Source organism: Halobacillus litoralis, from assembly GCF_009856415.1.
Taxonomy (GTDB): Bacteria; Bacillota; Bacilli; order Bacillales; family Halobacillaceae; genus Halobacillus; species Halobacillus litoralis_C.
This window is the reverse complement of record NZ_WMEZ01000012.1, coordinates 1-20185: the sequence shown is the minus strand read 5'-3', so window position 1 is coordinate 20185 and position 20185 is coordinate 1. Positions and strand designations below refer to the sequence as shown.

The window sequence follows — 20185 nt, the reverse complement described above, 5'->3', positions numbered from 1 at the left end:
TAAGGAGGTGCGCGAAGAATGCACGTAAAAAAAGGTGACAAAGTAATGGTGATTACTGGTAAGGATAAAGGCAAGCAAGGAACAATCCTTGAAGCTTATCCGAAGAAAGATCGTGTTCTTGTTGAAGGTGTGAACGAAGTGAAGAAGCACGCGAAGCCTTCTCAGGAAAATCCACAAGGTGGAATCCTAACACAAGAAGCTGCGATCCACGTATCCAACGTAATGCCAATCGACCCTAAGACTGGTGAGCCGACACGTGTTGGTTACAAAGTCGAGGACGGCAAGAAAGTTCGTATCGCGAAAAAATCTGGTGAAGCACTAGATAAATAAGCCATAGAAGAAAGGAGGGCCACACGATGAACGAACTAAAGAAACAATATCAAGAAGAAGTTGTCTCATCTTTGATGAACAAATTTGAATATGACTCCATCATGCAAACACCAAAAGTTGAGAAAATCGTTGTCAACATGGGTGTAGGTGATGCTGTTCAAAACGCGAAAGCACTTGACACAGCTGTAGAAGAACTAACATTGATCACTGGACAGAAACCAGTTATCACTAAAGCGAAGAAATCAATTGCAGGATTCCGCCTACGTGAAGGTATGCCAATCGGTGCGAAGGTTACACTTCGTGGAGAGCGCATGTACGAATTCCTCCAAAAACTGATCGCCGTATCTCTTCCACGTGTGCGTGACTTCCGTGGTATTTCTAAGAAAGCTTTCGACGGTCGTGGAAACTACACGCTTGGTGTTAAAGAGCAATTGATTTTCCCAGAAATCGATTACGATAAAGTAAACAAAGTGCGTGGTATGGATATCGTTATTGTCACTACAGCTGACTCTGACGAAGATGCACGTGAACTTCTAGCTCAGTTCGGTATGCCGTTCCAAAAATAATGAGCTAACTATAAGGAGGGAAAATAGTGGCTAAAAAATCAATGGTCGCGAAGCAACAGCGTAAACAGAAGTACAAAGTCCAAGAGTACACTCGTTGTGAACGCTGCGGACGCCCGCATTCCGTACTTCGTAAGTTTAAGCTTTGCCGTATTTGTTTCCGTGAACTTGCATATAAAGGACAAATCCCTGGTGTCAAAAAAGCCAGCTGGTAAACCCGAATTCGGGAAGGAGGTAAATGAGTTATGACAATGACAGATCCAATTGCAGATATGCTGACGCGTATTCGTAACGCAAACATGGTACGTCACGAGAAGCTTGAACTACCAGCTTCCAACGTGAAGAAAGAAATTGCTGATATCCTTAAGCGTGAAGGTTTTGTACGTGACTACGAATTTGTTGAAGACAACAAACAAGGAGTTCTTCGCATCTTCCTTAAGTACGGTCAGAACAACGAGCGTGTTATCACTGGTGTGAAACGTATCAGTAAGCCAGGTCTACGTGTTTACGCTAACGCTGAAGAACTTCCGAAAGTTCTTAACGGTCTAGGCGTAGCCGTCGTTTCCACTTCAAAAGGTGTATTGACAGACAAAGAAGCTCGCGAACAAGCCATCGGTGGCGAAGTTCTAGCTTACGTCTGGTAAAAAAACAGATCAGACAGGAGGTGCAAAAATATGTCTCGCGTAGGTTTAAAATCACTTGAAATTCCTGAAGGTGTAGAAATCACCCAGGATAACAACACGATTACAGTTAAAGGTCCTAAAGGGGAATTGACTCGTACATTCCACAAGGACATCACAGTTAAAGTAGAGGACAACGTTCTTACTGTAGCTCGTCCGAGCGACCACAAAGAACACCGTGCTCTTCACGGTACTACCCGCAGCCTGATCGGTAACATGGTTGAAGGTGTTTCTAAAGGCTATGAGAAGAGTCTTGAAATCATTGGTGTAGGTTACCGTGCGCAAAAACAGGGGCAAAATGTTGTAATCAACGCTGGTTACTCTCACCCTGTTGAAGTCGATAACCATGAAGGTATCGAAATCGAAGTTCCATCCAACACGAAAGTAACAGTTAAAGGGATCGACAAAGAACTTGTTGGTGCTGTCGCTGCGAAGATTCGTGCGATCCGTCCTCCAGAGCCTTATAAAGGTAAAGGAATTCGCTACGAAGGCGAATATGTACGCAGAAAAGAAGGTAAAACAGCTAAGTAAGGTTCGTAGCTAACGTATAGAAAGGAGTGACCCTGATGATCACGAAGGCAGATAAAAATGTCGTACGTAAAAAGCGTCATGCACGCGTTCGTAAGAACGTCTTTGGCACAGCTGAACGCCCACGCTTGAACGTATATCGCTCTAACAAACACATTTATGCTCAGCTAATCAACGATGAAAGCCAAGTAACAGTAGCAAGTGCGTCTACTGTCGACAATGACTTCAACCTTGATGCTACAGGCAATGTCGAGGCTGCTCAAAAAGTCGGTGAATTAGTGGCTAAGCGTGCGATCGACAACGGTTTTAAAGTTGTTGTATTCGACCGTGGAGGTTACTTGTATCATGGACGTGTGAAAGCACTAGCTGAAGCCGCTCGCGAAGCCGGCCTAGAATTTTAATAGTTAAAGGAGGGACATAAATGATTACAAACATCGACCCTAACAAACTTGATCTTGAAGAACGCGTAGTTACCATCAACCGTGTAGCTAAGGTAGTTAAAGGTGGACGTCGTTTCCGTTTTGCTGCTTTGGTTGTAGTAGGAGATAAAAATGGTCATGTCGGATTCGGTACAGGGAAAGCCCAAGAGGTACCGGAAGCGATCAAAAAAGCCATTGATGATGCTAAGAAAAATCTAATCACAGTACCAGTGAAGAACACGACAATTCCTCACGAAATCAACGGACGTTTTGGTGCAGGTAACATTCTTATGAAACCAGCAGCAGAAGGTACCGGAGTTATCGCTGGTGGACCTGTCCGTGCGGTACTTGAGCTTGCAGGTGTTCAAGACATCCTATCTAAGTCACTTGGTTCTAACACGCCAATCAACATGGTACGTGCTACAATCACTGGACTTAGCGAGCTTAAGCGTGCAGAAGACGTCGCTAAACTTCGTGGTAAATCAGTAGAAGAACTGTAGGATAAGGAGGGAAATAAAATGGCTAAACAGTTAGAAATTACCCTCACGCGCAGTGTTATTGGTAGACCGCAAGATCAGCGCTCTACTGTCAAGGCGCTAGGTCTGAATAAGATCCGTCAAACTGTCGTACTTGAAGATAACCCAGCGATCCGAGGTATGGCTAATAAGGTGTCTCACCTAGTTTCGGTAAAAGAAGTTTAATTCTACAAAAGATATAAGGAGGTGCAACGCATGAAACTGCATGAACTAAAACCTGCTAAAGGTACTCGTAAAGAACGTAACCGCGTAGGTCGTGGTATGGCATCTGGTAATGGTAAAACTTCCGGCCGTGGTCATAAAGGTCAAGGTCAGCGTTCAGGAAGTAAAACTCGTCCAGGTTTCGAGGGTGGTCAAATGCCACTTTTCCAACGCCTGCCTAAGCGTGGTTTCACTAACGTTCACCGTAAGGAATTTGCGATTATCAACCTTGATGCACTGAATCGCTTCGAAGAAGGCACAGAGGTTACTCCTGAGCTATTGCTAGAGTCTGGTGTGGTAAGCAACCAAAAAGCCGGAATCAAAGTACTAGCTAAAGGTTCAATCGAAAAGAAACTTACAGTGAAAGCTCACAAGTTCTCTGCTTCCGCGAAAGAAGCAATTGAAGCAGCGGGCGGTCAAACTGAGGTGATTTAATGTTCCGGACAATCTCCAATTTTATGCGCGTGGGTGATATTCGACGGAAGATTATTTTCACTTTATTGATGCTCATTGTTTTTCGCCTGGGAACATTCATCCCGGTTCCTTTTACAAATAGAGAAGCCATCAATTTCATGGATGAACAGAATGCGTTCGGTTTCCTGAACACGTTCGGAGGCGGGGCATTACAAAACTTCTCCATCTTCGCTATGGGGATCATGCCCTACATTACAGCTTCCATCATCATGCAATTGTTGCAGATGGACGTCGTTCCTAAGTTTGCGGAATGGAAAAAGCAAGGTGAAGTCGGCCGTCGAAAATTAGCTCAGTTTACCCGCTATGGAACGATCGTGCTCGCTTTCATTCAAGCCATCGGCATGTCTATAGGGTTTAATGCACTGGCTGGCGGTCAATTGATCGCTGATCCAGGAGTTACGAAATTCTTAATCATTGCTCTTGTCTTGACAGGCGGTACAGCGTTTCTTATGTGGCTTGGTGAGCAAATCACTGAACACGGCGTTGGAAATGGTATTTCCATCCTGATTTTTGCAGGAATTGTTGCTGCAATCCCGACCGGTGTGAACCAGTTGTACGATCAATACATTTCCGGTGCCGGAGAAGAATTGTTCATCAACTTGGTCATCATCGCTCTGATTGTACTTGTTATTGTTGCGGTTGTTGTGGGAGTTATCTTCATCCAACAAGCCCTTCGTAAGATTCCTATTCAATATGCAAAACGGTTGGTTAACCGTTCGCCAGTAGGTGGGCATTCTACTCACTTACCACTGAAAGTGAATGCTGCAGGAGTTATCCCGGTCATCTTTGCGATATCTTTCATTATCGCACCAAGAACCGTCGCTGGACTTTTTGAGAACAGCGAAGTCGCCTCCGTCATTCAATATATATTTGATTATCAAAACTGGCCTGGAATGATTATCTATGTTGCGTTGATTATTGCTTTCACTTATTTCTATACATTTGTTCAGGTAAATCCAGAACAAATGGCTGAAAACTTGAAGAAGCAAGGCGGGTATATCCCGGGGATTCGTCCTGGAGCCAATACGGAAACGTATTTGACTCGTGTGATGTACCGATTGACGTTCGTAGGATCCATCTTCCTTGCAGCTGTCTCTATCCTGCCGATCATCTTGGGCTCTGCCGCTCAGTTGCCACCAAGTATCCAAATCGGAGGAACCGGCTTGCTGATCGTTGTAGGGGTTGCCTTGCAGATCATGAAGCAGCTGGAAAGTCAGCTTGTGAAGCGCCACTATCAAGGATTCATTAAATAATTAGCGTGAAAGCTAATGAATAAATGAGAGCGAGGGGAACACGTTGAATTTAATTCTGATGGGTCTCCCTGGTGCCGGTAAAGGTACTCAGGCTGAGAAGATAGTCGAAAAATATGACATCCCTCATATCTCAACTGGAGATATGTTCCGTTTAGCTATCAAAGAAGGAACAGCACTGGGCAAAGAAGCCAAATCCTATATGGACAAAGGTGAATTGGTTCCCGATGAAGTGACCATTGGAATCGTTCGCGAGCGTCTAAGTAAACCCGATTGTCAAAAAGGATTCCTTTTAGACGGTTTCCCAAGGACAATCGCCCAAGCAGAAGCCCTTGAGAACCTCTTGACTGATATGAAAGAGTCTTTGGACTATGTCCTTCATATCGATGTTCCTAAGGAGCAACTCATCGAGCGTCTTACTGGACGACGCATCTGCCCGACATGCGGTGCTACCTATCACGTGGTCTTCAACCCGCCGAAAGAAGACGGCAAGTGTGACCACGATGGCTCTGAGTTGATTCAGCGCGAAGACGATCAACCTGACACCGTAAGAAAGCGCCTGGAGGTCAATGTTGAGCAATCACAACCTCTACTTGATTTCTACCAAGAGAAAGGCTACTTGGTATCATTCGAAGGTGACAAAGATATCAACGAAGTATTCCAAGACATCGATCAAAAGCTGGGAGAACTAGCTGAATGATTATTTGTAAGACTTCACGGGAATTAGATATTATGCGTGAAGCAGGGCGGATCGTCGCCTTGACGCACCAAAAGTTGGAACAAAACATCCAACCAGGTATAACAACCGGGGAATTGGATAAGATTGCAGATGAATTCATACGCAGTATGGATGCAATCCCATCTTTTAAAGGTTATAATGGATTCCGTGGAAGTATCTGTGCATCTGTCAACGAAGAACTCGTTCATGGCATCCCTGGAGACAGGGTGTTGAACGAAGGTGATATCATCAGCATCGATATTGGTGCCAAATATAAAGGTTATCACGGAGATTCGGCTTGGACGTATCCGGTCGGAACCGTCGATGACGAAACCATGGAATTGTTGAGAGTTACTGAGCAATCATTGTTTAAAGGACTTGATGAAGCAAAACCAGGTGTACGCCTTTCAAATATATCCCATGCGATCCAGAGCTTTGTTGAGCCTGAAGGCTTTTCAATTGTAAGAGAGTATGTGGGACACGGAGTAGGTCAGGAGCTGCATGAGGATCCTCAAATTCCTCATTACGGTCCGCCAAACAAAGGTCCACGTCTTAAGCCAGGTATGGTATTGGCTGTAGAACCTATGGTGAACGCAGGCTCTCGCTACGTGAAGACGCTCGGAGACCACTGGACGGTAGTCACTCAAGATGGTAAAAGGTGCGCTCACTTTGAGCACACGATAGCAATTACGGATGAAGGATATGAAATCCTTACAAAATCCTAAATGAAGGTGATCGTTTTTGAACGAATCTGAGTCGAGTCCGCGAATAGGTCAAATTGTTCGTATTGTGCAGGGGCGTGAGGCAGGACAGTACGCGGTAGTAATCGATGTACTGGATGGCCGCTTTGTGCTGCTTGCCGACGGAGAGAAACGTAAGTATGATCGACCAAAGAAAAAGAATTTGCAACATGTTGAGCTTATGGATTTCATCTCTCCGGAAGTCCAGGACAGCCTTCTGGAAACTGGTCGTGTCACAAATGGCAAGCTTCGATTTGCCGTATCAAAATATGTCAATGAAGCAGTGACTGATTTGAAGAAGGGAGATCAACTCGATGGCGAAAGACGATGTAATTGAAGTAGAAGGGACCGTCGTTGAAACCTTACCGAACGCACAGTTCAAGGTTGAACTCGAGAACGGTCACTCCGTTTTAGCTCACGTTTCCGGTAAAATTCGCATGCACTTCATTCGAATCTTACCAGGAGACAAGGTAACGGTAGAACTTTCCCCTTATGACTTAACTAAAGGACGTATTACGTACCGTTATAAATAAAACTCCGATCTTAAAGGAGGTATGGATGATGAAGGTAAGGCCTTCTGTAAAACCAATTTGCGAAAAATGCAAAGTCATCAAACGTAAAGGTAAAGTCATGGTTATCTGTGAAAACCCTAAGCATAAACAAAAACAAGGCTAAAACTGAAGGAGGTGCACGTAACTTATGGCACGTATTGCAGGTGTAGATATTCCTCGTGACAAGCGAGTAGTCGTATCCCTAACTTACGTTTACGGTATCGGTAAATCCCTTGCCAAAGACGTACTAGCTGAAGCTGGCGTTTCTGAAAGCACTCGCGTTCGCGATCTTACAGAAGACGAACTAGGTAAAATCCGTAAAGCAGTGGAACAACACAACACGGAAGGTGACCTTCGTCGTGAGAACTCTCTTAACATCAAGCGTTTGATCGAGATCGGTTCTTATCGCGGAATCCGTCACCGTCGTGGACTTCCACTTCGCGGACAGAAGACGAAAAACAACTCTCGTACACGTAAAGGCCCACGTCGTACCGTGGCTAACAAACGTAAATAATAAGCAACACAAAGGAGGTAAGCTAACTATATGGCACGTAAAGGAAACACTCGTAGTCGTAAGCGTCGCGTGAAAAAGAATATAGAGACCGGTGTGGCACACATCCGCTCTACTTTCAACAACACAATCGTAACGATCACTGATGTTCAAGGTAACGTTATTGCGTGGAGCAGTGCTGGATCCCTTGGTTTCAAAGGTTCCCGTAAATCTACTCCATTCGCTGCTCAAATGGCTTCTGAAGCTGCGGCGAAAGACGCTATGGACAACGGTATGAAAACTCTTGAAGTAACAGTTAAAGGCCCTGGTGCTGGTCGTGAAGCAGCGATCCGCTCTCTGCAGGCAGCAGGTCTTGAAATCACGGCAATCCGTGACGTAACTCCAGTACCACACAATGGTTGCCGCCCACCAAAACGTCGTCGCGTATAATAGTTCTGAATAGAATTTGTCACCCTGTCTATAATGGGTTATGATAGCTTTTATATCAGCACCGCAGTAGACAGAGAAAATATGCAGTTGTCTTTTTATCGGGACTGCCTACCTGAGGAATTTCGGTTAGACCTATTGTCTAACCGGGGTTTCGACGTTTTGAAGGAGGGTTTAGTGTAAATGATCGAAATTGAAAAGCCAAAGATTGAAACGGTCGAGATCAGCGATGAGTCTACTTTTGGTAAGTTCGTCGTAGAACCGCTTGAGCGTGGGTATGGTACAACTCTAGGGAACTCCTTGCGTCGTATCCTATTATCCTCACTTCCCGGCTCTGCTGTCACATCAGTTCAAATTGACGGGGTCCTTCATGAGTTCTCAACCATTGAAGGTGTCGTCGAAGACGTAACCACAGTCATTCTGAATCTGAAGAAACTAGCTTTGAAGGTTTATTCCGACGAAGAGAAGACTTTGGAGATTGATGTACAGGGTGAAGGAAAAGTTACAGCGGCTGACATTACGCACGACAGTGATGTAGAAGTTCTGAATCCAGATCTTCACATCGCAACATTAGATAGCAACTCCAGCTTCCGTGCACGTATTACAGCAGAACGCGGCCGAGGATATCGTCCGGCTGAAGGAAACAACCATGAGGATCAACCAATTGGCGTCATTCCAGTTGACTCTATTTTTACGCCGGTATCCCGTGTAACGTATCAAGTAGAGAACACTAGAATCGGTCAAACATCTAACTTTGATAAGTTGACGTTGGATGTATGGACGGATGGCAGCATTCGTCCGGAAGAAGCGATCTCTCTTGGGGCTAAAATCTATATGGAACACCTCAACATCTTTGTAGGCCTTACAGATGAAGCTCAAAAAGCTGAAATCATGGTTGAAAAAGAAGAGGACCAAAAAGAAAAAGTTCTAGAAATGACGATCGAAGAACTTGACCTTTCTGTCCGTTCTTACAACTGCTTGAAACGCGCTGGCATCAACACAGTGCAGGAACTTGCGAATAAGTCTGAAGAAGACATGATGAAGGTACGTAACCTTGGTCGCAAGTCACTTGAAGAAGTGAAGCACAAGTTGGACGAACTTGGCTTAGGTCTAAGAAAAGACGATTAATAGATAGAACACATCTAAGAGTTTCAGATAAGGGAGGGATTATCAATGGCTAGAAAACTAGGACGTACAAGTGATCAGCGTATGGCGCTACTTCGCAACTTAGCGACAGACTTGATCATTCACGAACGTTTGGAAACAACAGAAGCTAAAGCGAAAGAGCTTCGTTCTGTTGTAGAAAAAATGATTACACTAGGGAAACGCGGCGATCTACATGCCCGTCGTCAAGCTGAATCATTCCTTTACAACGCGCAAGCCGACGAAGAAGGGGAGCAAACAGCTTTGCAAAAGCTATTCTCTGACATCGGCCCACGCTATGAAGACCGTCAAGGTGGTTACACTCGCGTGCTTAAGCTAGGCGAGCGTAAAGGTGATGGAGCGAAAATGGCGATCATTGAACTAGTTTAATGAATACCATGAGGGTTAAAGGGCAGGACTGAATCTCATCGCGAGGTTACATCCAGCCCTTTTTTTATATCCAAATAGTTGAAAATACCGTCAGGATGGGGTCGACATTTAGGTGTTCCATCCTTCGGTTGATAGGAAATGGTGTCATATTTCCTGGGAAATAGTCAGTTGAGCAGAGGAGGAACACAGATGGGAGAGAGACAAGTCGAGTTTCGTCATGTGTCTTTTAAATACCAGGAAGACATGCCCTGGGTTTTAAAGGACGTGAGTTTCACTATAGGTCCAGATGAGTGGGTGGCCATCATCGGTCACAATGGTTCTGGCAAGTCGACGATTGCTAAATTAATGAATGGACTTTTATTTCCTCAAGAAGGGGAAATTTTTGTTGATGGAATGAAAGTGACGCCTGAGACCGTATGGGAAGTCAGAAAACAGGTTGGGATGGTTTTTCAAAATCCGGATAACCAATTTGTAGGGACCACGGTCAGAGATGACGTCGCATTCGGAATGGAAAACCACGGCATGCGTCGAGAACTTATGGTTGAGCGCATCAAAGAAAGCCTGAGTTCTGTACGTATGGAAGCTTACGAAAAGCATGAACCCCACCGATTATCGGGCGGTCAAAAACAGCGGGTGGCTATCGCCAGCGTTCTTGCTGTATCACCCGAATTCATTATTCTTGATGAAGCAACCGCCATGCTTGACCCAAAAGGTAGAAAAGAAATCATGCAGACCGTAAGCGACGTCCAGCGGGAAAGAGACCTGTCATTAGTGACCATCACCCATGACCTTCAAGAAGTGACAATGGCTTCAAGAGTGATTGTCATGAATGGTGGCGAAGTTTGGATGGAAGGGTCACCGCGTGACGTATTCTCTAGAAAAGAACAGTTGACTGAAATTGGCTTGGATACTCCGTTTGTAAGTAAAATGGCTGATCACCTTAAAGCAGAAGGTTTGAGCCTATCTCGTGAGCCACTCAATCACCAGGAGTTGTTGGAGGACTTATGCACATCTCGTTTGACCACGTAAGCTATACCTATCAACCGAACAGTCCATTCGAACACAAAGCGCTGAAGGATATGAGCTTCTCAATCGAATCTGGATCTTTTGTAGCTGTGATTGGCCACACAGGTTCAGGGAAGTCGACGCTGATCCAGCACTTGAACGGACTGCTGCAGCCAACCGAAGGGAAAATACAGCTGGGTGACTATACCATTGAAGCTGGTGTTAAAAACAAGCAATTGAGAGAACTTCGTGAAAAAGTCGGCGTTGTTTTTCAATATCCTGAACACCAATTGTTTGAAGAAACAGTTGCTAAAGACATTGCTTTCGGTCCGCAAAATTTTGGCGTTCCCCAAGATGAGATCGAGCGCCGGACGAAAGCAGCGGTTAAAGCAACGAAGCTGCCTGAAGAGTTGCTCGATCGTTCGCCATTCGACTTGAGTGGTGGTCAGATGCGCCGTGTAGCTATATCGGGGGTGCTCGCGATGGAACCTGAGGTCCTTGTTTTAGATGAACCCACCGCAGGACTCGACCCAAGCGGCCAAAGAGAAGTGATGGACATGTTTTATGACCTTCATCATGAAAAGGGACTGACAACCATTCTAGTTACTCATAGTATGGAAGATGCCCTTGCCTACGCCGACTACATTTTGATTATGAACCAAGGGGAACTTTACAAAGAAGGGACACCACTGGAGATCTTCCGCCAGAAGGAAGACCTTGAGAAAGTTCAGTTGGATGTTCCGGAAGTCATCGCTTTTTTGAGTAAAGCGGAGAAAGAATTTGGAATTGAACTTGAATATAAAGGTGAAACCATAGCGGAGTTAGCAAAAGAATTAGCCCGCAAAGTGAGAGGGGGCAGCGATCATGAGTAGCTCCTTGATAATCGGTCAATATATCCCGACAGATTCCGTGATCCATCGCCTTGACCCTCGTTCGAAAATCGCTATCATTTTCTTTTATGTTGTGATCGTATTTTTTGCTAACTCTGTTATGAGCTACGGGGTCCTTGCTCTCTTTGCTATCGGAAGCGCCTTGCTTTCGCGTGTGCCATTTCGATACATTATGAAAGGTTTGAAACCGGTCTGGTTCCTCATTGTGTTTACTTTCCTCCTTCATTTGTTTGTGACGAGGGAAGGGGATGTTGTTTATTCCATATTTGGCTGGGATATTTACAGAGAGGGTCTCGTGCAGGGAGGAGCTATTTCGTTAAGATTCTTCCTCCTAATCCTTGTAACCTCACTGCTTACGTTGACAACAACGCCGATTGAAATCACTGATGCGATCGAGGAGCTGTTAGGTCCCTTGAAAAAAGTGAAGTTCCCTGTCCATGAACTGGCGTTGATGATGTCGATCTCTCTCCGCTTCATTCCCACATTGATGCAGGAGACAGAGAAAATTTCCAAAGCCCAGGCCTCTCGAGGTGTAGATTTTCGCACAGGCGCTTTAAAGGACCGTGTGAAGGCGATTGTACCTCTTCTAGTCCCTTTGTTCGTTAGCGCCTTTAAACGCGCAGAGGAGCTCGCTATGGCGATGGAAGCACGCGGGTATCAAGGAGGAGAAGGCCGTACAAAGCTAAGGGAGCTGAGGATATCAAAGCTTGATATTTCTTTGTACGTCCTGTTTGCTCTATTAGTCATCGCCCTATTCATGATGAGAAGCTGATGTGGAGGAACTTTCTATGAAAAGAATTCGAATGGTCATCCGATATGATGGGACGAATTACGCCGGCTATCAAGTTCAGCCCAATGGGAATACCATTCAGGCGGAGCTTGAAAAGGCGTTAAGAAAAGTGCATAAAGGAGATCAGGTGAGAGTGGTCGCGTCAGGACGGACGGATGCTCGTGTGCATGCGATCGGTCAGGTCATTCACTTTGATACGCCCCTCCATATTCCTATGGCTAATTGGAAAAGAGCATTGGACTCGCTTCTTCCGGATGATATTCAAGTCGTTTCTGCCGATCAGGTTTCTGAAGAATTCCATGCAAGATATGATACGAAAGGGAAAGAGTACCGCTATTATGTCCATCAGGCTCATGAGCCGGATCTCTTCCGCCGTCATTATACTCACCACGTACGCGCAGAACTTGACATCAACCGGATGAGAGAAGCGTGCAGGCATCTTGAGGGAGAGCATGATTTCACCTCTTTTTGTTCACCGAAGACAGACATCAAAGGGGCCAAGGTTCGGACGATTTATAAAGCAGAGATAACCAAAGAGGGAAATGACATGGTTTTTGTCTTCCGTGGCTCAGGCTTTCTCTATAACATGGTTCGAATTCTTGTCGGAACTTTGCTGGAGATCGGCAGAAACGAACGTAAGCCTGAAGATATAAAACGGATCATCGAATCGAAAAACCGTAACGAAGCAGGGAAAACGGCACCGCCACAAGGATTATTCCTATGGGAAGTGTTTTACTAGAAGGATTTGAACCAAAAATGTGCACTCCTTTTTAAAAAAACAACGAATCCAGGTGTGCATGCCCTTGACATATAGTTACAAGGTGTTATATTATATTCTATGGCATTTTATTTCTGTACCACGGTTAGCCCCGGAAAACTAATCGTATTTGAGATAAATGATAAAGTAGTAACGAAGTCTATGAGAAATCAAACATTTCAGGAGGGAAACCGATATGCGCACAACTTTCATGGCAAATGAAAACAACGTTGAACGTAAATGGTATGTTGTGGATGCTGCAGGGCAAACACTCGGCCGTTTAGCGAGCGAAGTTGCTGCGATCCTTCGCGGTAAAAATAAACCAACATACACACCACACGTTGACACAGGTGACCATGTCATCATCATCAATGCTGGTGAGATCCAACTTACAGGTAACAAAATCAACGATAAGATCTATTATCGTCACTCTAACCACGTAGGTGGTTTGAAATCCCGTACGGCTAACGAAATGCGTACGAAATACCCTGAGCAAATGCTAGAGCTTGCTGTTAAAGGGATGCTTCCAAAAGGAAGTCTTGGACGTAAGATGGGCAAGAAACTTCATGTTTACGCTGGTGCGGACCACAAGCATGAAGCACAAAAACCAGAAGTTTACGAACTTCGCGGATAATCAAAGGAGGTAATCTTAGTGGCACAAGTACAATACTCAGGTACTGGTCGTCGTAAGAGCTCAACAGCTCGTGTACGTCTTGTTCCAGGAACTGGTCGTGTAGTAGTAAACAAACGTGATGCTGAAGACTTTTTCCCATATGAAACGCTTCGTATGATTCTGAAACAGCCTCTAGCTGTTACAGAAACTGAAGGTAACTATGATGTATATGTAAACGTAGATGGCGGTGGATTTACAGGACAAGCAGGTGCGATCCGTCACGGAATCGCTCGTGCATTGTTACAAGCGGATCCTGAATACCGTACACCATTGAAGCGCGCTGGTCTATTGACTCGTGACGCACGTATGAAAGAGCGTAAGAAATACGGTCTTAAAGGTGCTCGTCGCGCTCCACAATTCTCCAAGCGTTAATCAATGCTTATACCAAAGACTCTCAACCGACTCGGTTGGGAGTCTTTTTTATGCTTTTAGCTCATGGTAGTGACCTTCGGCTGCTGATAAGTGGTGTCAGATAAGTGGTGCCAGGCACTGAATCTTGTGGACCGAGTGCCTGGCACCAATAGAAGCAAAGCCGGGGTCAGGCATACGTAAAAGCATATGAATACCTGTACAATTCCTATTCCGATATACTGAGGGGAAAGATATACGTATGGAGGGGTTCACATGCTTTTTCATGAAAAAGAAAACATCCATGTTACTCAAGTCACATTAAGAGTCATGGATCTGAAGCGGTCGTTGGAGTTTTATACAAACATCTTCGGGTTTCAAATATGGGAGCGTTCCAGTAATACCGTCTCCTTAAGTGCAGGGGAAGAAAAACCGCTTCTTGTTCTTGAAGAGGATAAGGATGGTATACCACCAAATAGAAAAGCAACGGGGCTGTATCATTATGCCCTCCTTTTGCCGGAAAAGGCAGACCTTGCAGATTTGGTTAAACACTTGATCAAGAACAACGTCCAGGTGGCTTCAGCTGATCATCTCGTTAGTGAAGCGATCTACTTTTCTGACCCTGATGGAAATGGTATTGAAGTGTATATTGATCGTCCCTCGTCCTTATGGGAATGGACGGGGGATGAGGTGAAGATGACGGTCGACCCATTGGACTTTGAGGAGTTGTTCCGTTTCGAAACCAACGCCGGCTGGATGGGTCTGCCCGGACGCACGGTCATGGGACATATTCATCTCCATGTATCTGATCTTGAACAAGCGAAGCAATTTTATTGTGACGGTCTAGGATTTGATATAGTGAGCCGTCTCGGTGACCAGGCACTGTTTATATCAGCGGCCAAGTACCATCATCATATTGGACTTAATACATGGAAGGGCGCCGATGCCCCGGCTCCAGAAGATCAGGAAGCAGGATTGAAATGGTTTGATATTCATTTTCCTCAGGACCACTCAAGGAAAGAAGCGATCCATAGAATCCGGAAAATGGGAGCTTCTGTCGATGAGAAAGAAGGAGTCATCTACACCATGGACCCATCAAATAATTGGGTTCGGTTGCATGTGTGAATTTGATAGATAATGATTTCCAGGATTCCTAACTGTTAAAAAGCTTTCTCATGCCTTCACATATTTGTCCACCCTGTCCCATATAGTGAAAAAGGGAGGAGTATAAGGGAGTGTGAGGCATGCGGAAACCTAGGTTGAAAACATTTTTATGGTTAGCAGGAATCATTGTACTGGTGTGCGCCGTGTCCTATCCGATTCAAGAAGCGAAGGATGCGTGGACAGTTTGGTCGTCCCCTCTCTCCGGGAAAGTGATTGTACTGGATCCGGGGCATGGGGGACCTGATGCTGGTGCTTCTGGCAAAGATGGGACGGAAGAGAAGGTCATAACCCTGCAAATGGCTGAGTACCTTCGTGATTATTTGCAGCAAGCGGGAGCGCTCGTGTACCTTACCCGTGATGATGACAATGACCTTGCTTCAGATGAAGCGGAAAAGGCAAGACGCAGGCAGGCGGAAGACGTCCGTAACAGGGTTCAGTACATTGAAGAAAAAGAAGCGGATTTATACATCAGTTTACATTTGAATGCTATACCATCTGAGAAGTGGAGCGGGGCCCAGACCTTTTACTATCCAAAGAATGAGGAAAGTAAAACCTTGGCCAAGTTCATTCAATCCGAAATCAAGGAGAATATAGGGAATACGGATCGCGGAGCTTTTGGTTTATCTAATATTTATATACTTAAACACGCAAAAGCCCCAGGTGTTTTAGTGGAAGCCGGGTTTTTGTCGAACCCAGGGGAGCGAGAATTGTTAAAGGATAATGATTACCAAAGGAAAATGTCAGCCTCCATCTATCAGGGAGTGCTCCGGTATGTCACAGAAAGAGAGCTTCCTTCTGAAGACTGATTGAAGCAAATCACTTAGAAAGCGTTTCATATATGTTATACTAGCCATAGTGAAACATATTTCTAAGGATGGTGAACCGGCTTGATGACAGAAGGAAAAGTACTAGAAATCCTCCATTCAATCGAAGACCCGTTTTTACATAAAACGTTGGAAGAAACCGGTGGAGTTGAAGAGATAAAAATCAAGGAAGAAAAAAATCATGTCAGCGTAAAAATATTGATCGGAAAGACAAATACGGCTGAACAGATGGAATTGCAGCAGAAAATTGTCAATGCGCTGAAAAGCGGGGGAGCGGCAACGGTTGGCTTGCGTTTCGACCAGCTTCCAGATGATGTTATTCAAAGGTTCCAACCTGAAGCGGAGCAGGAACAAGAAGCCTCTCTTCTAGGTGGAAATACAGAAACGAAATTCATCTCCATTGCGAGTGGTAAGGGTGGCGTAGGTAAATCTACGGTCACGGTCAACCTTGCTGTAGCTTTAACACGCCTTGGTAAGAAAGTCGGGATCATTGATGCAGATATTTATGGATTCAGTGTGCCCGATATGATGGGGGTAGAAGAACGACCAGTCGTACGCGGGGAGAAGATTATTCCTGTAGAACGGTTCGGCGTGAAGCTTGTATCGATGGGTTTCTTTGTAGAAGATAACTCTCCAATCATCTGGCGTGGACCTATGCTCGGAAAAATGTTGACGAGCTTTTTCAAAGAAGTGGAGTGGGGTGACCTCGATTATCTGCTTCTTGATTTGCCGCCAGGAACCGGTGATGTGGCATTGGATGTCCATTCCATGCTTCCATCTTCTAAAGAAATCATCGTTACGACTCCGCACCCGACGGCTGCTTTTGTAGCTGCACGTGCTGGGCAAATGGCGCTGAAAACGGAACATGAAATTCTTGGTGTCGTTGAAAACATGGCTTATTTTGAAAGTAAAGAGACCGGAAACAAAGAGTTCGTCTTCGGTAGAGGTGGCGGCGTAAAGCTCGCGGAAACGCTGCAAACAGGTGTTCTTGGACATGTGCCGCTTCAACAGCCTTACGAAGAAGAGGATGTTTTCGCTCCATCTGTCTATCAGGCAGATCATCCCATCGGTGTCATTTACCGTAATATGGCTGCAAAAGTAATCGATAAGTATTAATATCAAAACACGCACTTCTTAAAAGAAGTGCGTGTTTTTTTTGGCATGTGGTTAACCTTGCTGACTCTTTTCACCTTCACCGCTGCTCCCGCCGCCGGATTGTTCTTCACCACTACTTTGTCCGCCTTCGCTGGAGGAATCGGATTTACCACCGCCACCACTCTGCATTTTTTCCGCTGCTTTCAATAAGGTTTCACTCATTTTCGCTTGGAAAACAGGACTGTTCAATGTCTCATCAATTGTCTTCTGCAGATGCGAACGGAATTGCTGCCCTTCCATGACGGTAACCATTTCCTTCATCATTTCAGGGTTTTTATAAAGCTCAATCATCAATTTTTGGTACTCAGCATCTTTCATTAACCCTTTCATCAGCTTTTTCTGCTGATCTTCAAGGACTTTACTGAACTCTTGGACGAACTTCGGATCGGAGAACAATTTACTCCAAAAAGCTTTTCCTTCTTCAGATACGAGTGTCTGTTGGACCGCCTGCGAGACAACTTCTGACTCAAGAGCCATCTGTTGCTGCATTTTTTCATCAGAAAGGACTTCAGTCATCGCTTTTTTCCCGTCGTCCGATTTCAGAATATCAACGATCATCTTTTTCGTTGTATCATAATCCGTCTGTTCACTTGCACCTGATGCGCCGCTGCAAGCAGCGAGGAGTACAAGAAGCAGGACGGGACATAAGAATCGGAGTTTGGACATTTTGCATGTCCCCTTTCTTAAGTTCTCCTTACGTTTACTATTTGCGATTCGACAGAAATTATACGAAGACTGGAGGAAAAAAGCTCGACTTCGTGGTAAAATACGGTGGAAAAGTCTTTTGTATAATAGGGGGAACTTTCGTGAATAGTCGTAAATGGGTAAGGTTGTTTTTAACGACCTTATGGATCGGCGGTTTGACGACGTTGATCATCAGCTTTATTTTTAAATATGATTCTTATGCTGAAGTGCTTAAGCCGTTCCAACTCTTTGAGCTCTTTGGCTTATTGTTATTTTTTGCGGGCCTTGGATTTATATTCAGCATCATTAGTCAAATGGGTTTCTTCGCCTATTTGACAGTCAATCAGTTTGGGAAGGGAATCTTCCGTTCGTTATGGATCCCGGTTCAACTCTTCTTAATCGCTTTTACGCTCTTTGACCTTGTGTACTTTAGATATCAAGCCGCAGAAGGGGCATCCATCTGGCCATTTTTATGGACAGCCTTAGGACTTCTTGGTCTTTCAGTCATCGTTGCTTATATAAAAGCAAAGGAAACGAAGTGGCATGCATTTATACCTGCTCTGTTTTTTATGATCGTTGTCACGAGTGTGGAGTGGGTCCCCGCTTTGAGAGCTCAGGGCAGTGATTATGTATGGCTGATGATTATCCCTTTGTTCATCTGTAATGCTTATCAACTCATTTTACTGCACCGTATAACGAAAACATCTGAAAAAGCTGCATAAAAAACAACCACCGCATAGGAAGAGCGGTGGTTGTTTTTTATTTGTTATTCAATTTGAGTGGTCTCTGATTCACCACCACTGACTAGTTCAGTAATGTTTACGAATTTCAGTCCTTTTTGTTTCAATCCGGGCAAGATGACCTCAAGTGCTTTCGCTGTCTGTTTCACCGAGTCAGAAGCATGCATTAAAATGATATCTCCTTTAGACCCCTCATTCAGAACAGTATCTATGATGGTGTTTGTTCCTGGATTTTCCCAGTCCCTTGGGTTGATGCTCCATTGCACCGCTTGCATCCCCTCGTTTTCGATCATCTTCAATACCTCTTTGTCCATATGACCATGAGGGGGACGGATCCATTTGATTTCTTCAAACCCCAATTTCTCAAAAGCTTCCTTCGCTTGGTTCAAATCTTGTTGTACTTGTGCGGGCTTCTGTTCGAGGTAACTTTCGTATTTATATCCCATCATCCCGATTTCGTGGTTCTCTTCATGAATAGCCTTAATAATATCGGGGTGACGCTCTGCCCATTCACCACTAACGAAAAAAGTTGCCTGAGCCTTGTTGGCTTCTAACTGCTTCAACACGTCGTGAACCTTTTCTGTCCCCCAACTTATATTAAATGTCAGTGCAACGTTCGAATTTTTATCACTTCCTTGTGTCAATGCACGGGGCTCTCCTTCATTAGAAAAGACGGGGAGTTGGCTCCACTGTCCGATCCACAAAAAGAGGGCACAGAAAAATGCCAAAGCCACCACAATTCCATAGCGTTTCATCCGCTCAGCTTTCCAAGTGTAGAAACTCATTGCACGATTCACCTTCCTTCCAATATGTTCTATACATATGAAAAAAAGGACAACCTATGCTAAAAACACAAGATTTAGGGTAAAAATATAGAGAGTTGTTCAAGGGAGGTCCTTTAAGGTGCATGGTTTAATGATTAATGAACAGGAACGTCGTGAAATTGAGTATTTGTTAAAGAGAGAAATGGAAGAAATCACGTTTGACCTCGGAGACCACAGAATCGACCAAGGACTGAAAAAAGCGATGGAAGAAAGGTATGAAGTGCTTTTTCAAATCTTCCGCAGATTTGCAACAAGAGAAGAGTGTCTACAGTATATGCCCAGGAAAAAGAAACAAAATTAATGCTATAATCATTTCAGCTTATCAATAATGCTAAAGGTCAAAAACTAAGCCCTGAATGTAGATCAGGGCTTTTCATATGCACGTTTTCTCATTGGAACAACTTTTTTTAAATGAATTTCTAAAAAAGCATTGCTTTTCTTTTTTAGGCTGTGATATATTATTAAACGTTGTCGGAAAACAAAACAACGCAACAAAACAACAGAAATTCTTTCGGGAAAAGTTGTTGACACTGCGAGGCAGGCATGATAAATTATTACTTGTCGCCAAAACGACATCGAAAAAACATCACAAAAAAGTTGTTGACACAAACAACCGAAAGTGATAAACTAATAAAGTCGCTGATAAAGCGGCGGGCAAAACATTTGATCTTTGAAAACTGAACGAACCAACCAGTACGTCAAAACATTTCTTCTTTATAGAAGAGATTTGAAACAAAGCACATTCGGTGTGCAAATGAGCAAGTCAAACTTAACTTTTATGGAGAGTTTGATCCTGGCTCAGGACGAACGCTGGCGGCGTGCCTAATACATGCAAGTCGAGCGCGGGAAGCGAGTGGATCCCTTCGGGGTG

At 44.5% G+C, this 20185-nt stretch carries 32 protein-coding genes and 1 rRNA gene; 31 read left to right on the top strand and 2 right to left on the bottom strand.

The window, feature by feature from the left end; genetic code table 11:
* Positions 1-18: 18 nt before the first annotated feature.
* The 28 genes from rplX to GLV98_RS18625 all read left to right on the top strand — a co-directional run bounded on the left by rplX (position 19) and on the right by GLV98_RS18625 (position 17027).
* Entirely contained in the window at positions 19-330 is a 312-nt protein-coding gene (gene rplX, locus GLV98_RS18760) for a 50S ribosomal protein L24 (RefSeq protein ID WP_035511676.1), read from the top strand.
* 26 nt (positions 331-356) lie between these two features.
* Positions 357-896 carry a 50S ribosomal protein L5 gene (rplE, locus tag GLV98_RS18755; protein ID WP_160917549.1) on the top strand — a complete coding sequence of 180 codons (540 nt, stop codon included), beginning with the start codon at positions 357-359 and terminating at the stop codon, positions 894-896.
* A gap of 26 nt (positions 897-922) precedes the next feature.
* Positions 923-1108, top strand: a complete 186-nt coding sequence (locus GLV98_RS18750; RefSeq protein ID WP_160917548.1) for a type Z 30S ribosomal protein S14 — start codon at positions 923-925, stop codon at positions 1106-1108.
* A 30-nt stretch (positions 1109-1138) separates the two neighbouring features.
* Complete coding sequence (gene rpsH, locus GLV98_RS18745) at positions 1139-1537, top strand: 30S ribosomal protein S8 (RefSeq protein WP_008636048.1); 399 nt, start codon at positions 1139-1141, stop codon at positions 1535-1537.
* Positions 1538-1567: 30 nt separating this feature from the next.
* Positions 1568-2104, top strand: coding sequence for a 50S ribosomal protein L6 (gene rplF / locus GLV98_RS18740; RefSeq protein ID WP_160917547.1), 537 nt, complete (start codon positions 1568-1570; stop codon positions 2102-2104).
* A gap of 35 nt (positions 2105-2139) precedes the next feature.
* On the top strand, positions 2140-2502 hold the full coding sequence (rplR, locus tag GLV98_RS18735) for a 50S ribosomal protein L18 (protein ID WP_115895005.1): 363 nt from the start codon (positions 2140-2142) through the stop codon (positions 2500-2502).
* A 23-nt stretch (positions 2503-2525) separates the two neighbouring features.
* Positions 2526-3020, top strand: a complete 495-nt coding sequence (rpsE, locus tag GLV98_RS18730) for a 30S ribosomal protein S5 (RefSeq protein WP_326315280.1) — start codon at positions 2526-2528, stop codon at positions 3018-3020.
* Between the two features lie 18 nt (positions 3021-3038).
* Positions 3039-3221 (top strand): 50S ribosomal protein L30, encoded by a 183-nt coding sequence (rpmD, locus tag GLV98_RS18725; RefSeq protein WP_089654426.1) that lies wholly within the window; start codon positions 3039-3041, stop codon positions 3219-3221.
* Between the two features lie 30 nt (positions 3222-3251).
* Positions 3252-3692 (top strand): 50S ribosomal protein L15, encoded by a 441-nt coding sequence (gene rplO / locus GLV98_RS18720; RefSeq protein ID WP_089654425.1) that lies wholly within the window; start codon positions 3252-3254, stop codon positions 3690-3692.
* Positions 3692-4984: a preprotein translocase subunit SecY gene (secY, locus tag GLV98_RS18715; RefSeq protein ID WP_160917546.1), complete on the top strand. Its 1293-nt coding sequence runs from the start codon at positions 3692-3694 to the stop codon at positions 4982-4984. Before rplO ends, secY begins: the two co-directional genes overlap by 1 nt.
* Before the next feature lie 43 nt (positions 4985-5027).
* Entirely contained in the window at positions 5028-5681 is a 654-nt protein-coding gene (locus tag GLV98_RS18710; protein WP_115895002.1) for an adenylate kinase, read from the top strand.
* Entirely contained in the window at positions 5678-6424 is a 747-nt protein-coding gene (map, locus tag GLV98_RS18705) for a type I methionyl aminopeptidase (RefSeq protein WP_160917545.1), read from the top strand. Before GLV98_RS18710 ends, map begins: the two co-directional genes overlap by 4 nt.
* Before the next feature lie 16 nt (positions 6425-6440).
* Entirely contained in the window at positions 6441-6776 is a 336-nt protein-coding gene (locus tag GLV98_RS18700) for a KOW domain-containing RNA-binding protein (RefSeq protein WP_035511657.1), read from the top strand.
* Positions 6754-6972, top strand: coding sequence for a translation initiation factor IF-1 (gene infA, locus GLV98_RS18695; protein ID WP_008636026.1), 219 nt, complete (start codon positions 6754-6756; stop codon positions 6970-6972). Before GLV98_RS18700 ends, infA begins: the two co-directional genes overlap by 23 nt.
* Positions 6973-7000: 28 nt before the next feature.
* Positions 7001-7114 (top strand): 50S ribosomal protein L36, encoded by a 114-nt coding sequence (gene rpmJ / locus GLV98_RS18690; RefSeq protein WP_002509257.1) that lies wholly within the window; start codon positions 7001-7003, stop codon positions 7112-7114.
* A gap of 24 nt (positions 7115-7138) precedes the next feature.
* On the top strand, positions 7139-7504 hold the full coding sequence (gene rpsM, locus GLV98_RS18685) for a 30S ribosomal protein S13 (RefSeq protein ID WP_146818457.1): 366 nt from the start codon (positions 7139-7141) through the stop codon (positions 7502-7504).
* A 30-nt stretch (positions 7505-7534) separates the two neighbouring features.
* A complete protein-coding gene (gene rpsK, locus GLV98_RS18680; protein ID WP_146818455.1) occupies positions 7535-7930 on the top strand; it encodes a 30S ribosomal protein S11 in 396 nt (131 codons plus the stop codon).
* Positions 7931-8110: 180 nt separating this feature from the next.
* Positions 8111-9055, top strand: a complete 945-nt coding sequence (locus GLV98_RS18675; protein WP_089654419.1) for a DNA-directed RNA polymerase subunit alpha — start codon at positions 8111-8113, stop codon at positions 9053-9055.
* 45 nt (positions 9056-9100) lie between these two features.
* On the top strand, positions 9101-9460 hold the full coding sequence (gene rplQ / locus GLV98_RS18670) for a 50S ribosomal protein L17 (protein ID WP_160917544.1): 360 nt from the start codon (positions 9101-9103) through the stop codon (positions 9458-9460).
* Positions 9461-9649: 189 nt separating this feature from the next.
* A complete protein-coding gene (locus GLV98_RS18665; protein ID WP_160917543.1) occupies positions 9650-10489 on the top strand; it encodes an energy-coupling factor ABC transporter ATP-binding protein in 840 nt (279 codons plus the stop codon).
* The gene (locus GLV98_RS18660) at positions 10465-11337 is read left to right on the top strand and encodes an energy-coupling factor ABC transporter ATP-binding protein (RefSeq protein ID WP_160917542.1); all 873 of its coding nucleotides are present in this window, start codon (positions 10465-10467) and stop codon (positions 11335-11337) included. The genes GLV98_RS18665 and GLV98_RS18660 overlap by 25 nt, the downstream gene beginning before the upstream one ends.
* The gene (locus GLV98_RS18655; RefSeq protein WP_160917541.1) at positions 11330-12127 is read left to right on the top strand and encodes an energy-coupling factor transporter transmembrane component T family protein; all 798 of its coding nucleotides are present in this window, start codon (positions 11330-11332) and stop codon (positions 12125-12127) included. The genes GLV98_RS18660 and GLV98_RS18655 overlap by 8 nt, the downstream gene beginning before the upstream one ends.
* 16 nt (positions 12128-12143) lie before the next feature.
* Complete coding sequence (gene truA / locus GLV98_RS18650; RefSeq protein WP_160917540.1) at positions 12144-12884, top strand: tRNA pseudouridine(38-40) synthase TruA; 741 nt, start codon at positions 12144-12146, stop codon at positions 12882-12884.
* Positions 12885-13098: 214 nt separating this feature from the next.
* The gene (rplM, locus tag GLV98_RS18645) at positions 13099-13536 is read left to right on the top strand and encodes a 50S ribosomal protein L13 (RefSeq protein WP_146818442.1); all 438 of its coding nucleotides are present in this window, start codon (positions 13099-13101) and stop codon (positions 13534-13536) included.
* A gap of 18 nt (positions 13537-13554) precedes the next feature.
* Entirely contained in the window at positions 13555-13947 is a 393-nt protein-coding gene (rpsI, locus tag GLV98_RS18640; protein ID WP_075038155.1) for a 30S ribosomal protein S9, read from the top strand.
* Positions 13948-14199: 252 nt separating this feature from the next.
* A complete protein-coding gene (locus GLV98_RS18635; protein WP_160917539.1) occupies positions 14200-15048 on the top strand; it encodes a VOC family protein in 849 nt (282 codons plus the stop codon).
* A 119-nt stretch (positions 15049-15167) separates the two neighbouring features.
* Complete coding sequence (cwlD, locus tag GLV98_RS18630; RefSeq protein ID WP_160917538.1) at positions 15168-15893, top strand: N-acetylmuramoyl-L-alanine amidase CwlD; 726 nt, start codon at positions 15168-15170, stop codon at positions 15891-15893.
* 84 nt (positions 15894-15977) lie between these two features.
* Positions 15978-17027: an Mrp/NBP35 family ATP-binding protein gene (locus GLV98_RS18625; RefSeq protein WP_394220057.1), complete on the top strand. Its 1050-nt coding sequence runs from the start codon at positions 15978-15980 to the stop codon at positions 17025-17027.
* 51 nt (positions 17028-17078) lie between these two features.
* Here GLV98_RS18625 and gerD read toward each other — a convergent pair whose 3' ends face one another.
* On the bottom strand, positions 17079-17732 hold the full coding sequence (gerD, locus tag GLV98_RS18620) for a spore germination lipoprotein GerD (RefSeq protein WP_160917536.1): 654 nt from the start codon (positions 17730-17732) through the stop codon (positions 17079-17081).
* 140 nt (positions 17733-17872) lie between these two features.
* Between gerD and GLV98_RS18615 the strand changes: the two genes are divergently transcribed.
* Entirely contained in the window at positions 17873-18472 is a 600-nt protein-coding gene (locus tag GLV98_RS18615) for a KinB-signaling pathway activation protein (RefSeq protein ID WP_160917535.1), read from the top strand.
* A 44-nt stretch (positions 18473-18516) separates the two neighbouring features.
* On the opposite strand, the gene pdaB is transcribed toward GLV98_RS18615, so the two are convergent.
* Complete coding sequence (gene pdaB / locus GLV98_RS18610) at positions 18517-19275, bottom strand: polysaccharide deacetylase family sporulation protein PdaB (RefSeq protein WP_160917534.1); 759 nt, start codon at positions 19273-19275, stop codon at positions 18517-18519.
* 118 nt (positions 19276-19393) lie between these two features.
* Between pdaB and GLV98_RS18605 the strand changes: the two genes are divergently transcribed.
* Both GLV98_RS18605 and GLV98_RS18600 read left to right on the top strand, forming a co-directional pair.
* Complete coding sequence (locus tag GLV98_RS18605) at positions 19394-19615, top strand: hypothetical protein (protein WP_160917533.1); 222 nt, start codon at positions 19394-19396, stop codon at positions 19613-19615.
* A 474-nt stretch (positions 19616-20089) separates the two neighbouring features.
* A 16S ribosomal RNA gene (locus tag GLV98_RS18600) occupies positions 20090-20185 on the top strand; the annotation flags it as partial.

Coding starts and splice junctions, on each gene's coding strand:
- rpsK (WP_146818455.1), top strand. CDS start 7,535: ATGGCACGTAAAGGAAACACTCGTAGTCGTAAGCGTCGCGTGAAAAAG.
- GLV98_RS18655 (WP_160917541.1), top strand. CDS start 11,330: ATGAGTAGCTCCTTGATAATCGGTCAATATATCCCGACAGATTCCGTG.
- GLV98_RS18675 (WP_089654419.1), top strand. CDS start 8,111: ATGATCGAAATTGAAAAGCCAAAGATTGAAACGGTCGAGATCAGCGAT.
- rplE (WP_160917549.1), top strand. CDS start 357: ATGAACGAACTAAAGAAACAATATCAAGAAGAAGTTGTCTCATCTTTG.
- rplX (WP_035511676.1), top strand. CDS start 19: ATGCACGTAAAAAAAGGTGACAAAGTAATGGTGATTACTGGTAAGGAT.
- GLV98_RS18660 (WP_160917542.1), top strand. CDS start 10,465: ATGCACATCTCGTTTGACCACGTAAGCTATACCTATCAACCGAACAGT.
- rplM (WP_146818442.1), top strand. CDS start 13,099: ATGCGCACAACTTTCATGGCAAATGAAAACAACGTTGAACGTAAATGG.
- rplO (WP_089654425.1), top strand. CDS start 3,252: ATGAAACTGCATGAACTAAAACCTGCTAAAGGTACTCGTAAAGAACGT.
- GLV98_RS18625 (WP_394220057.1), top strand. CDS start 15,978: ATGACAGAAGGAAAAGTACTAGAAATCCTCCATTCAATCGAAGACCCG.
- rpsM (WP_146818457.1), top strand. CDS start 7,139: ATGGCACGTATTGCAGGTGTAGATATTCCTCGTGACAAGCGAGTAGTC.
- rplF (WP_160917547.1), top strand. CDS start 1,568: ATGTCTCGCGTAGGTTTAAAATCACTTGAAATTCCTGAAGGTGTAGAA.
- rpmJ (WP_002509257.1), top strand. CDS start 7,001: ATGAAGGTAAGGCCTTCTGTAAAACCAATTTGCGAAAAATGCAAAGTC.
- GLV98_RS18665 (WP_160917543.1), top strand. CDS start 9,650: ATGGGAGAGAGACAAGTCGAGTTTCGTCATGTGTCTTTTAAATACCAG.
- rpmD (WP_089654426.1), top strand. CDS start 3,039: ATGGCTAAACAGTTAGAAATTACCCTCACGCGCAGTGTTATTGGTAGA.
- GLV98_RS18635 (WP_160917539.1), top strand. CDS start 14,200: ATGCTTTTTCATGAAAAAGAAAACATCCATGTTACTCAAGTCACATTA.
- rplQ (WP_160917544.1), top strand. CDS start 9,101: ATGGCTAGAAAACTAGGACGTACAAGTGATCAGCGTATGGCGCTACTT.
- secY (WP_160917546.1), top strand. CDS start 3,692: ATGTTCCGGACAATCTCCAATTTTATGCGCGTGGGTGATATTCGACGG.
- truA (WP_160917540.1), top strand. CDS start 12,144: ATGAAAAGAATTCGAATGGTCATCCGATATGATGGGACGAATTACGCC.
- rpsH (WP_008636048.1), top strand. CDS start 1,139: ATGACAATGACAGATCCAATTGCAGATATGCTGACGCGTATTCGTAAC.
- map (WP_160917545.1), top strand. CDS start 5,678: ATGATTATTTGTAAGACTTCACGGGAATTAGATATTATGCGTGAAGCA.
- rplR (WP_115895005.1), top strand. CDS start 2,140: ATGATCACGAAGGCAGATAAAAATGTCGTACGTAAAAAGCGTCATGCA.
- infA (WP_008636026.1), top strand. CDS start 6,754: ATGGCGAAAGACGATGTAATTGAAGTAGAAGGGACCGTCGTTGAAACC.
- pdaB (WP_160917534.1), bottom strand. CDS start 19,275: ATGAGTTTCTACACTTGGAAAGCTGAGCGGATGAAACGCTATGGAATT.
- gerD (WP_160917536.1), bottom strand. CDS start 17,732: ATGTCCAAACTCCGATTCTTATGTCCCGTCCTGCTTCTTGTACTCCTC.
- cwlD (WP_160917538.1), top strand. CDS start 15,168: ATGCGGAAACCTAGGTTGAAAACATTTTTATGGTTAGCAGGAATCATT.